This is a genomic window from Geobacillus sp. LYN3 (assembly GCF_003064505.1).
Classification (GTDB): Bacteria; Bacillota; Bacilli; order Bacillales; family Anoxybacillaceae; genus Parageobacillus_B; species Parageobacillus_B toebii.
Genome location: NZ_QCWL01000001.1, coordinates 1186767 through 1198749, shown reverse-complemented (window position 1 = coordinate 1198749; position 11983 = coordinate 1186767). Strand labels below are relative to the sequence as shown.

Below are 11983 nucleotides of genomic sequence, written 5' to 3'. Positions count from 1 at the left end.
ATCATAAATCATATTCACTTTTTTACTATCATTTCCTTTTTCGAGAAAATAAATGTTTGCCATCATTTTCTTATACAATATTTTTGTTAAGTTCCAATTTATTTATATAATGGTAAAGAGATGGCTCCATTTTCATCTGCTCCATCATTTGTTGATCCTGCTGTATTACTTCATCCATCGTCTTTGGAAAAGTAAATTCCTTTACTAAACGAAGGCTTTTGCGGCTTTCCCATTGAAAATAGCCTAACTTCGTAAGCAATTGCAAATACTCATAAACTGCTTGCGTATAGCGTTGTCCCATTGCGAGCGGCAACTGGCGAGCAGCAAGCCGCCCCGCTGCCATTCTTTCATCAATAAAACGATAAATGGAATGTATAGAGACATGTTTGCTTTCTGATTGCATAAATGGGATTAACACATATGTTTGCCAAATAAATGGCGGTGTTTCAAACAAATAGCCGTGCGGCAGCGGCCAGCCTGCTTCCGTAGGAAAAAGGGAAGGAATAATGCCCCATCGATAAAAATCAGAACAAATAAGCCTTGTGATCTTATTCGGATATGACGTGAAAGTGAGACGCCATTGTTTTTTACGGCAAAGCCAATCATTCCAAAACGATGGTGGCAGTGAAACAACCGGAGATGATAGCAAATCGGAAAAAGAAACCGAATGCAGAGGCTTGACAATAGGAATCGCAAATGTATGGCGAACAGAAAACGGAATCAAATGAACGAGGCGGATAAGACGTTTGGTTTCCGAACAATAGTAGAAAAGGAGCGGGCGAGGAACAAACGGAAAATGGTGGGCAAACATCCATTGAAATCGGGGCAATGCCAAGTGGTATATGGTCCGATATCGCAAATGATGTGCTCCAAGAATCCAAATTGGTCGAATTCCTTTTATGCGATAGGAATCATTGCGTTTTTGAAACAACTGTTCACTAATGGTAGAGCATTGATATTCCATCGCATACAGGAGGTGGTTATGCGCAACAAGGATGTCTGGACGTTGTTGAATCGATGGTAAATATGGCTCCAATTTTGCCCGTATGTTTTGACGTTGAAGCCAGGAAAATAGATCTAACTTTCCTGTTAAATGACGTGTTGATTCCGACTCATATTCATATGGACATGCGGTATCTTTTTTATGCGCAAAATGTGGAATGCGGCGACTGCCGAGCTTTAATACCACTTCCCGCTTGCAGGCAGGACAAAAAAACGCTTCCCTCCTCTTTAACTGAACTAATTCCTCCTTTGTCCAAGTCTTAGCCAGTGAAATGAATTCTCCATTCCGCAACAAGGCAACAAGCAAAATGATCACATCCTTTCATCATCCTTTCTAGTTTATTCGACAAAAACAGTCTGGTTTCCTATTTTTTATACAAAATTCCCTAAAAATGATAAACACCCGGTACAATTCCGGGTGAAATTTTATAATAAAGGAGATAATAATCTTGATACAGATTCAACAACACGAATGGATAACGGACGTTGTTGAAATGTTTCATAATCAATTGGACTGGCTTCTTTTAAATCTTCAAGAAAATCAGCAACAAGTTTTTTTGTACTATCCGTATGATATAAAAAAGCGTTTACTTCGAAATTGAGATGAAAGCTGCGCATATCCATATTAGCTGTGCCGATTGATGCTAATTCCCCATCAACGATCATGATTTTACTATGCAAAAATCCTTTTGAATATTCATAAATTTTCACACCTGCTTCCAACAATTCCGGGAAATAGGATCGTGAAGCATAAAAGACAATTTTTTTATCTGGTCGTTTCGGTGCCAAAATGCGGACATCAAGCCCGCTTAAAGCAGCGATTTTTAATGCTGTTAGGATATCTTCATCAGGCACAAAATACGGCGACGCAATCCAAATCGATCGCTGAGCAGACGTAATCATTGCAAAATATAAATGCTTAATGACTTCCCATTTCTGGTCAGGACCACCCGCAATTAACTGAACTCCCCCCTGACCGTCATAATGAACGAGCTCTGGAGATAAATATTCCGGTGTCAATAACGTTTTTCCTGTCATATAATACCAATCTTGCAAAAAAATAAGCTGTAGCGTCCGGACCGCTTCGCCACGAATCCATAAATGCGTATCGCGCCAAAAACCGAAATATTTATCTTTTCCTAAATATTCATCACCGATATTCAGTCCCCCGACAAAGCCAATCGTTCCGTCAATCACAATAATTTTTCGATGATTGCGGAAGTTAATGGTGTTGCTCAAAAACGGCAAACGAACCGGTGAAAAAGGAATCATTTCTACCCCGGCATCGCGCAGCTCTTGAATATACGTTTTGGATAATTTCCAGCTTCCTACAGCATCATAAAGAAAACGGACATGAACCCCTTTTTTTGCTTTTTCTATTAAAATCGTTTTTAGCTTCTGTCCAACTTCATCATGGCGAACAATGTAATATTCTAAATGAATATGGTGTGTCGCTTTTTCCAGTTCTTCAAAAATAGTAGAAAATGTTTCTTCGCCATTCGTCAATACCCTTGTTTCCGTTGCGAGAGAAACCGGGCTTTTTCCAATTCGATGAGCCAGCTGAAGCAGCGGATGTTGGTGTTCTCCAATCGGCATCTGTTCTATCGCCCACTCTCGCTGTCCTTGAAATTTTAAAAATGTTTGTTCATCGAGCATCGCCTTTTTTTGGAAAAGCCTCTGCTTTCGATAATTTCTTCCAAACATTAAATAAAAGAAAAATCCAATTAGCGGGAAGCTTCCGAGCACGACAAGCCACGTGATTGTATGGGCAGGCTTTCTGTTTTCGAGAGAAATAACAAACGCAATGAAAACAACAGAGCAAGAAATTAAAATACTAAGCCCACCAAGCAGCTTCCCTTCCCAATAATCATTGGTCAAAAATAAAAAAGCCGCTACAGCCAGAACAAAAATAATAACCCTTAACGTATTTCGCAATGAAATTCACCTGACCTATTTTCTAAACTTTCCCGCCGAAGAAAACGCCGATTTCAGCAGTTGAAATCGGCGGCTACTTTAATGGAAAATATTGTTTGATCGCCTCTAAAGCATTGTCGCGAATAATCTCTTTTCCATATTCCTCTAAACGGTAAATCGTAACTTGCGAATCCATTCCATATTCTAGAAGCAAGCTCAAAATGTTGTCCATTTCATATTCGGTGTAATCTTCCTCATTAAATTGGACAAATAAGTAATATCGATCTTCAAATTGGAAAAGACGATTGTCAAGTCCTGTAAAGTTAGCACGATGTGCAAGGGCAATCAAATCTTCGATATCTTTAAAACAAATAGTAAACTGAAGGATTTCCTTATCATTATCGTCGGCAAACGATTCATCATTGCGTACAATATGGAAATGATGGTCAAGCAGTTCTTCAATTTTTTCATCAACTGGGACTGGAAAATCGCGCAATTTTTCTTCCGGAAGCGGAAGTTCCAATTTGCTTCCATCTTTCGATAATTGCGCTTTTGTGACAAGCACTTCTAACCCTTTATCCAATGCTTGTACTTGAATCCAAAGAGGGCCCTCAAGCGAAAAATCGCCTTCGCTATGAACCTCATCCATCATTTCCCAAAATAATTCTTCGCTGCGCTCACGGTTATACCAAATTTCTTCCCGGTCAAAACCACGTTCTTCTATATCAACATAAGAAATATAAAACTTTACTGTATGTTCATTAATTCGTTCTATTTCCATATTGCCGAACTCTCCCTTCCTAAAAAAAGAATAAAATTGAAGGGACTTTTACCCCCAAAAATTCTATCTTAAATACAAGATTATGTCTTGTACTTTTATTTTATGATAAAAATCGAAAGATGGGAAATAAAAAAACCAAGTTTTTAAAAATTGGGTATGAAATAAAACATGCCCTACTATAATGATGGTGAAAACAAAAGAAATGAGGGACATGCATGGCTGGCGAATATGTGACATCCATTCTTCTCATCATTGGCATTGATATTATTCTTGGAGGAGATAATGCTGTTGTTATCGCGTTAGCAAGCCGCAAGCTGCCGGAACGAAAACGAAATATCGCAATTTTCGTTGGCACCGCGTTGGCCATTTTCATTCGCATTCTCTTAACAGTAGGGATCGTGATATTATTAAAAATCCCTTTTTTGCAGCTAGTCGGCGGCTGCATTTTGCTTTGGATTTCTTTAAGATTAATGGTTCAAAAAGAGGAAGCGAGTGCATCTATTAAATCGGAAACATCCCTTTGGAAAGCGATATGGACAATTGTGACTGCTGATATTGTGATGGGGTTAGACAATGTTCTTGCGATCGCTGGAGCAGCTCAAGGTCATACTTCTCTCGTTGTGTTTGGTTTTCTTTTTTCCGTTCCCATTATCATTTTAGGCAGTAAACTAATTCTTTATGCGATGGAGCGATACCCTTTCCTCATTTATATTGGCGGAGCTCTGTTAGCCTATACCGCCGGAAAAATGATCAGCGAAGAACAACAAATCCGCTATTTATACGACAGCGCTGCTGCATGGAAACCGATGTTTCCATTTATTACAGCGACATCAGTCGTTTTGCTCGGTTTCATTATCAATCGTAGAAAATTGCATCGTTGGACATAAAAATATGGATCGGCTGCTCAATAAAGAGATGATAAAAAACTTCTACATGGCGGGCCATGTAGAAGTTGGTTCTCCTCTTATTCATTAACGAGACGTTGCGCTTGACGAAGTTGATATGCTCGCACTTTTCGCGGCAAGAAACGGCGAATTTCGTCTTCATTGTAACCGACTTGAAGCCGTTTTTCATCAATAATAATCGGTCTGCGTAAAATTCCCGGATGTTTTTGAATAAGTTCATATAAATCTTGAAGCGGCAACGATTCGAGATTGATGTTCAGCTTTTGGAAAACTTTTGATCTTGTTGAAATAATCTCGTCTGTTCCTGTTTCCGTCATGCGTAGAATTTCTTTAATCTCCTCAATCGTTAACGGTTCGGAGAAAATATTGCGTTCTACATAAGGAATATTATGTTTTTCTAGCCATGCTTTCGCTTTTCGGCATGACGTGCAACTTGGTGAAGTATACAATTTCACCATATTCTCACTCCCTTTCAACAAGGATAACCTAACCTTGCCTTCTATATCAATGGAACGAACTAGCTAAACTCTGCAGCTACAAAACATGGTAATTTGAAATAACTCTAACATAATACATTATACAATAAATATATAAATAAAGATATAGTTTTTCAAAAAAGTCATCTATTTTCTAGGTTTATTTTTCACCGCTTCTTCCAATAAAAAGAAAAATCACTTACAATAAAATTAGAGCGATTGTCTGGGGGGAGAGCGTTCATGACACAATATGTTATGGATTATATCATCGTTTTCGTAATGATTGTTGGCATCACTGCGTTAATGGGAGTCATCGCGAACGGTATTGGCGAAAAATTTTTCGGCGGTTCGAAGCGAAAAGAACATGTAAACGAAACAAAACGTACACAAGCTGGCTGGAATTTAGTCGGCGGCAAAAAATAAAACGATCTCTCAAATCGAGATCGTTTTATTTATACATCGATTGATATGTTTTATATTCTGCTTCCGAGCATAATACGAAATGCCCTGGAGTAATTTCACGAAACTCCAATTCCTCTCCTTCTTTATAATTATGCTGCGACGGATCATAAATAATCCGTTTGCGCGTCCGCTCTGTTTCCGGGTCAGGAAGCGGGATTGCCGATAATAGCGCTTTTGTGTAAGGATGAATCGGATTGCGGTACAATTCCTCCGCATCCGCAAGCTCCACCATTCTTCCAAAGTACATAACGCCAATACGATCGCTAATATATTTCACCATCGACAAATCATGAGCGATAAACAAATATGTCAAGCCTTTTTCCCGCTGCAACTTTTTCATTAAGTTCACCACTTGCGCCTGAATCGACACATCCAACGCAGAAATCGGCTCATCGGCGATAATAAACTCTGGCTCTACCGCTAGCGCGCGGGCAATCCCGATACGCTGGCGCTGGCCGCCGGAGAACTCATGCGGATAGCGATTGGCATGCTCACGGTTTAAGCCGACTGTCTCAAGCAGCTCATATACGCGCTGCATGCGTTCTTCCTTCGTTTTCGCAAGACCGTGAATATCGATGCCTTCAGCGATAATATCTGCAACGGTCATGCGCGGATTAAGCGATGAATACGGATCTTGGAAAATCATTTGCATTTTTCGCTTTAATACTTTCAACTCTTTGGCTGAGTGTTTGCCGTGGACATTTATACCATTAAAAAGAACTTCTCCGCCCGTCGCCTTATATAGCCCGATAATCGTTCGTCCCGTCGTTGATTTACCGCAACCCGACTCCCCAACAAGACCAAATGTTTCTCCTTTATAAATATCGAAGGTAACGCCATCTACAGCTTTAACGACTTTTCCGCCACCCACTGGAAAATACTGTTTTAAATTTTTCACTTCAATGAGCTTTTGTTTTTCAGGCATATTACTCACTCTCCCTTACAATGATTGGTTGAGGGTAGTTAGTGGAGAGCTTGCGCAATCGGCGTTTTACCGCTTCGGGTGGCTCTACTTTTGGTGCATCCGGATGAAGCAGCCATGTCGCCGCATAATGGGTATCAGAAATTTGGAACAACGGCGGTTCCATTTCAAAATCAATTTTCATTGCGTACGGATTACGCGGCGCAAACGCATCACCTTTTGGAGGATTCGTTAAATCCGGCGGCGATCCTGGAATCGATGCCAACTCTACCTTATCATCACTATCAAGGCTTGGCATGGAGGCAAGCAGGCCCCACGTATAAGGGTGCCGCGGATCGTAAAAAATTTCATCCACCGTTCCCATTTCAACGATTTTCCCCGCATACATCACAGCAACGCGATCAGCCATGTTGGCTACTACTCCTAAATCATGAGTAATAAAAATAATGGCTGTCCCTGTTTTCTTCTGTAAATCTTTCATTAATTCCAAAATTTGCGCTTGAATGGTTACATCGAGAGCAGTTGTTGGTTCGTCGGCAATTAACAGCTTTGGATTGGAAGCCAAAGCAATGGCAATCATCGCACGTTGTCTCATTCCCCCAGAAAATTCGTGCGGATATTGATTTACACGCTTTTCTGGCATTGGGATTCCAACTAATCGCAGCAATTCAATTGCCCGTTCTTTTGCCGTTGATTTAGACACCTTTTGATGTTTCATGATCACTTCCATAATCTGATGTCCGACTTTCATCGTTGGATTGAGCGATGTCATCGGATCTTGGAAAATCATCCCGATATCTCTTCCACGAATTTGTTCCATTTCTTTATCCGTTTTTTTGACAAGATCTTCTCCATTAAATATGATTTGACCGTTTTTTATTTTTCCAGGCGGAGTAGGAATAAGGCGCATAATCGTTTGTGAAGTGACGCTTTTTCCAGAACCTGATTCCCCTACAATCGCTAATGTTTCACCCTTATTTACATGGAAGCTCACTCCACGAACAGCTTGTACTTCTCCACCGTATGTTTGAAACGATACCTCTAAATTTTTCACTTCCAACAGTTTTTCCATACTCTCACACCCTACTTGCGTAATCTTGGATCTAATGCATCGCGCAGTCCATCTCCCACTACATTAAAAGCAAAAATAGTCAAGCAAATAAATGTAGCCGGGAAAAACAGACGCCATGGATAATACTGCAATGCTTGTACCCCTTCTGAAGCCATTGTTCCCCAACTTGCCAACGGTTGTGGAACACCTAATCCTAAATAGCTTAAAAATGCCTCTGTGAAAATGGCGTTAGGAATCGTTAACGTCATCGTAACAAGGATTGAGCCCATGGCATTCGGAATCAAATGTTTAAACATAATTCTTGATGTGCTCGCACCAAGCGTCCGCGCTGCTAATACATATTCTTGGCTTTTCAGCTGCAGCACTTGGCCTCGAACGATACGTGCCATATTTACCCATCCAGTAATCGTCATGGCAAGGATCATGGTTCCTAACCCTTGTCCCAAAATAACCATTAATATGATGACTAAAAGCAAATAAGGGACTCCGTATAAAATATCAGCAATGCGCATCATGATTTCATCCGTTTTTCCCCCGCGATAACCAGCAATTCCTCCCCAGAGCACTCCGATCACCAAATCGATAAGCGCAGCTGCCAATCCGATAAATAAAGAGATACGAGCACCATACCATGTGCGAGTAAATATATCACGTCCAAGTTCATCGGTTCCAAACCAATGTTCGGAAGAAGGAGGCTGGTTCGTATTCATTAAATCGTTCGTTGCGTAATCATATTTTGTCATATACGGCCCAAAAATGGCCATGAACACTAAAAGAATTAATAAAATTAATCCAAACATTGCTAATTTATTTTTTCGAAAACGTATCGAAACATCTTTCCAAAACGAAAGACTCGGTTTTGATAATTTCTCCGCTTCTCCAACATCGGCTACCGCTGGCTGGAACATCTCTTTCGGAATCTGCTGCATGATTACTCCCCTTTCTTGCCACCGGCTAATTTAATGCGTGGATCAATAAAGCCATAAGCAATATCCACAAGCAACACAGACAATAATAGTAGAATACTATAAAACACCGTGACACCCATAATTGTTGTATAGTCGCGGTTTGTAATACTTGTTACAAAATGGCTTCCAAGTCCAGGAATACCAAAAATTTTTTCAATCACAAAGCTTCCTGTTAAAATTTGTGCGGACAAAGGGCCTAAATAGGTTACAACTGGAAGTATCGCATTGCGAATGGCGTGTTTCACTGTAATTTGTCCTTGTGAGAGTCCTTTTGCTTTCGCAGTGCGAATATAATCATTGCTTAATACTTCCAACATACTGGAGCGAGTCAAACGAGCAATAAATGCCGTCGGCGTTGCCGCAAGAGCAAGCGCAGGCAAAACAGTATGCTGCAGCGATTCCCAGCGCGCAACTGGAAACCATCCTAGCTTGATCGCTAAAAAATACTGCAAAATGGAAGCCATAATAAAGCTTGGAACAGAGATTCCCAAAACCGCAAAAACCATCGCTGCATAATCTTGCCATTTATTGTGTTTCAAAGCCGCAATAACTCCTAGTAAAATCCCCACACTTATGGCTATTAATAATGATTCCATGCCGAGGAAAAAGGAAACGGGAAATCCTTCATCAATTAAATCGTTAACAGTTTGTCCTTTATATTTAAATGAAGGCCCAAAATCCCATTTGGCAATCGAAACTAAATAATCAAAATACTGAATATACCAAGGGCGGTCGAGTCCATAATATTCATTCAAGTTTTTCTCGATTTCTGGCGGAACTTGTTTTTCACTCGAGAATGGCCCTCCTGGAGCAGCACGCATTAAAAAGAATGTCGCCGTTACAATTAAAAACAAAGACATGAGCATGTAGAGCAAACGTTTGCTTATATATCTCAACAAATTTCCTACACCTCCATTTTCTGCAAAAAATACCTTAACAGGAATGAAGGTATATGAGGTCTCCCTCATATACCTTCTTATCACCTTTCACGACGTACGATTTTATTCAAAATATGCCCATTTAAATTGGACACCGCCAAGGCCGGACATTTCTACACCTTTTAAGTTATCTTTTTGCACCCACGTATTCGTGTAGAAATAGATTGGCGCGATTGGCATTTCATCCATTAAAATGGCTTCTGCTTCTTTTAGCATTTCTTTACGTTTTTCAGGATCTGTTTCCTTTTGAGAGTCGATTAACAATTGTTTATACTTCGGATTTTCCCAGTTTGTATCGTTATTTCCGCCCTTTTTGTCGCGGAACAGCTCTAGGAAGTTGATTGGATCGTTAAAGTCGCCTGACCAGCCCATACGGCCGATTTGATAATCGCCAGAATGCAATTTATCAATGTAAACTGCCCACTCAGCATTCTCAAGTTTTACTTCAACGCCCAAGTTTTTCTTCCACATATCTTGAACCGCCTGAGCAATTTTCGCATGTTGATCATCAGTATTAAACGATAGGGTAATAGGCGGCAAATCTTTCACATCTTTTAATCCAAGTTCTTGAAGTCCTTTTTTCAAGTATTCTTTTGCTTTTTTCACATCATTATCTTTGAAATAACCTTTTTTGTTCTCAGGGAACATCGTTGGCGGCACGGCAGCCATAGCCGGAATTTGTTCGCCTTTTGTTACGTTTTCAACAATCGCTTTGCGATCGATGGCGTATGCCAGCGCTTTACGAATGTTGACGTTGTTCAACGGCGGTTTTTCCGTATTAAATTTATACCAGTAAACACCAGCAATTGGTTGAACGTGTAATTTACCTTCCTCTTTTAATTTTGGCAAAGAGTCTGGAGGCAATTGGCCAGTAGGCATACCTGCCCAGTCTAGCTCACCATTATTAAACATGGAAAGCTCTGTATTGGTGTCGTTGACCATAACCATTTCAATTTTTGTTAGTTTTACGCTGTCAGCATCCCAGTAATTTTCGTTCTTTTCGAGAACGATTTTGTTGTTATGTTCCCAAGAAACCATCTTGAATGGTCCGTTAGAAGTGTAGTCAGGACCAGCGTTTGTATACCATTTTGGATTTTTCTGAGCGATTTTGCTGTTTACTGGGAAATAAGTATAGAACGCTGTTAATTCTAAGAAGTAAGGTGTTGGGTTCTCTAGCGTAACTTGCAATGTTTTGTCATCAATTGCTTTTACACCAACATCTTCTGCTTTTGCTTTCCCTTCGTTAAATGCTTGGCCATTTTTAATATAATAAAGCTGATATGCATATTGCGATTGATTTTTCGGGTCAAGAGCCCATTTCCACGCATATTCGAAGTCTTTCGCGGTAACTGGATCGCCATTGGACCATTTTGCATCCCGCAATTTGAATGTGTATGTTTTTAAATCTTTGGAAACTTCATAGCTTTCAGCCATCGCCAACTCAGGCTTGCCGTTTTTAATACGGGTTAACCCTTCAAATGTTTGGTTTAAAACGTTGCTAGAAACACTATCATTTGCTAGGCTTGGGTTTAGTGAGAATGGCTCCGTTTTAATGTTAATACGCAATTCTTGCGGAACATCAGCGGTTTTGTCCCCGCTTTTTCCTTTCTCGCCGGTGGATTCATTTCCTTTTTGGAAACCACCACACGCAGAAAGGAAAAGGCTCAATACCAGCATTAGGCTAAAAAGAATAGAAAGCCTTTTCTTCATAGATTTCCCCCCTAAAAATAATTTTTTATTTTCAAAAGTTCTACGCAAAAAAACGCGGAACTTTTGTTAATAAATTAAATAAACAAAAGTTTTTATTTTACTTTTTCTGTTTATCAGAATATTTATTTTAGTTTTTATTATAAAAGTTATTAATATATTTAAAAAGAAATTTTCATTTTGTTTATTTTGTTTCTTTTCTGAATCTTCATTCTATTTAAAGTATGTATTTAAACACTTATTTTCATTATCTGTTTGTAATTTTATACTTTTTTTCGACAATTGTAAATAAAAAATTTATCTTTGTAAATTTTAAAGCGTTTACATATTAATTTTTTATAACACGTTCAGAAAGACCGCCATAGCATGTTTTTCACCTTTTTATTCACTATTAAAAAGATAATTTTATTAAGATAATTTTGAAAATAATGTATCGATGAAAAAAATTATTTAATAACACTTTGAAATAAGAATAAATACTTTTCAGCAATTTTGATGATGTATAAAAGTTTGTGTAAAGCATTTTGCTAGAACAAAAGAAAAAAGGTAGGGTATTCTCTGATTGGACCAAAAATCTTAGAGAAAGGAGTACCCTACCTATGTCTAAAAGAAGTATACCGAATGTCGACTGGGCAAATCAACTGGAAAGTGTCATTCGTCAGTTTGTGAAGGAAAAATTAGAGCTGATTATGCGGGAAGAAATCAAACATTTCCTCGAAATCGAACAGGCTCGAACACCGAATAGGAGAAACGGCTGCTATCAGCGAAATCTAGATACGCAATATGGCCGGATTGAGGGTCTTTTGGTTCCAAGAGACCGAAACGGGGAATTTCAA

General features: G+C 39.3%; 12 protein-coding genes. 3 read left to right on the top strand and 9 right to left on the bottom strand.

Annotation, left to right across the window (positions count from 1 at the left end; all coding sequences use genetic code 11):
* Positions 1–70 precede the first annotated feature (70 nt).
* The 3 genes from DCC82_RS06240 to mecA all read right to left on the bottom strand — a co-directional run bounded on the left by DCC82_RS06240 (position 71) and on the right by mecA (position 3697).
* Complete coding sequence (locus DCC82_RS06240; RefSeq protein ID WP_223812112.1) at positions 71–1318, bottom strand: competence protein CoiA; 1248 nt, start codon at positions 1316–1318, stop codon at positions 71–73.
* 110 nt (positions 1319–1428) lie between these two features.
* Positions 1429–2937, bottom strand: coding sequence for a cardiolipin synthase (gene cls / locus DCC82_RS06235; protein ID WP_108430284.1), 1509 nt, complete (start codon positions 2935–2937; stop codon positions 1429–1431).
* A gap of 73 nt (positions 2938–3010) precedes the next feature.
* The gene (gene mecA, locus DCC82_RS06230) at positions 3011–3697 is read right to left on the bottom strand and encodes an adaptor protein MecA (RefSeq protein ID WP_012749450.1); all 687 of its coding nucleotides are present in this window, start codon (positions 3695–3697) and stop codon (positions 3011–3013) included.
* A 215-nt stretch (positions 3698–3912) separates the two neighbouring features.
* Between mecA and DCC82_RS06225 the strand changes: the two genes are divergently transcribed.
* Positions 3913–4584: a TerC family protein gene (locus DCC82_RS06225; RefSeq protein WP_012749449.1), complete on the top strand. Its 672-nt coding sequence runs from the start codon at positions 3913–3915 to the stop codon at positions 4582–4584.
* 77 nt (positions 4585–4661) lie between these two features.
* Here DCC82_RS06225 and spxA read toward each other — a convergent pair whose 3' ends face one another.
* On the bottom strand, positions 4662–5060 hold the full coding sequence (gene spxA, locus DCC82_RS06220) for a transcriptional regulator SpxA (protein ID WP_003252337.1): 399 nt from the start codon (positions 5058–5060) through the stop codon (positions 4662–4664).
* A gap of 258 nt (positions 5061–5318) precedes the next feature.
* On the opposite strand from spxA, the gene DCC82_RS06215 reads away from it, so the two are divergent.
* Positions 5319–5501, top strand: coding sequence for a hypothetical protein (locus DCC82_RS06215; RefSeq protein ID WP_062679110.1), 183 nt, complete (start codon positions 5319–5321; stop codon positions 5499–5501).
* Between the two features lie 25 nt (positions 5502–5526).
* On the opposite strand, the gene DCC82_RS06210 is transcribed toward DCC82_RS06215, so the two are convergent.
* From DCC82_RS06210 to DCC82_RS06190, 5 genes are all read right to left on the bottom strand, one after another.
* A complete protein-coding gene (locus DCC82_RS06210; protein ID WP_062753747.1) occupies positions 5527–6465 on the bottom strand; it encodes an ABC transporter ATP-binding protein in 939 nt (312 codons plus the stop codon).
* 1 nt (position 6466) lies between these two features.
* A complete protein-coding gene (locus tag DCC82_RS06205) occupies positions 6467–7534 on the bottom strand; it encodes an ABC transporter ATP-binding protein (protein WP_062753749.1) in 1068 nt (355 codons plus the stop codon).
* An 11-nt stretch (positions 7535–7545) separates the two neighbouring features.
* Complete coding sequence (locus DCC82_RS06200) at positions 7546–8463, bottom strand: ABC transporter permease (protein ID WP_062753751.1); 918 nt, start codon at positions 8461–8463, stop codon at positions 7546–7548.
* 2 nt (positions 8464–8465) lie between these two features.
* A complete protein-coding gene (locus tag DCC82_RS06195; RefSeq protein ID WP_062753753.1) occupies positions 8466–9401 on the bottom strand; it encodes an ABC transporter permease in 936 nt (311 codons plus the stop codon).
* A 102-nt stretch (positions 9402–9503) separates the two neighbouring features.
* A complete protein-coding gene (locus tag DCC82_RS06190; RefSeq protein ID WP_097354216.1) occupies positions 9504–11150 on the bottom strand; it encodes a peptide ABC transporter substrate-binding protein in 1647 nt (548 codons plus the stop codon).
* Positions 11151–11746: 596 nt separating this feature from the next.
* On the opposite strand from DCC82_RS06190, the gene DCC82_RS18000 reads away from it, so the two are divergent.
* On the top strand, positions 11747–11983 hold a 237-nt coding region (locus DCC82_RS18000), incomplete at its 3' end, for a transposase (RefSeq protein WP_233252938.1).

Bases quoted from the DNA above. Each gene is read 5' to 3' on its own strand.
- mecA (WP_012749450.1), bottom strand. From the start codon at position 3,697: ATGGAAATAGAACGAATTAATGAACATACAGTAAAGTTTTATATTTCT.
- DCC82_RS06225 (WP_012749449.1), top strand. From the start codon at position 3,913: ATGGCTGGCGAATATGTGACATCCATTCTTCTCATCATTGGCATTGAT.
- spxA (WP_003252337.1), bottom strand. From the start codon at position 5,060: ATGGTGAAATTGTATACTTCACCAAGTTGCACGTCATGCCGAAAAGCG.
- DCC82_RS06215 (WP_062679110.1), top strand. From the start codon at position 5,319: ATGACACAATATGTTATGGATTATATCATCGTTTTCGTAATGATTGTT.
- DCC82_RS06210 (WP_062753747.1), bottom strand. From the start codon at position 6,465: ATGCCTGAAAAACAAAAGCTCATTGAAGTGAAAAATTTAAAACAGTAT.
- DCC82_RS06205 (WP_062753749.1), bottom strand. From the start codon at position 7,534: ATGGAAAAACTGTTGGAAGTGAAAAATTTAGAGGTATCGTTTCAAACA.
- DCC82_RS06200 (WP_062753751.1), bottom strand. From the start codon at position 8,463: ATGCAGCAGATTCCGAAAGAGATGTTCCAGCCAGCGGTAGCCGATGTT.
- DCC82_RS06190 (WP_097354216.1), bottom strand. From the start codon at position 11,150: ATGAAGAAAAGGCTTTCTATTCTTTTTAGCCTAATGCTGGTATTGAGC.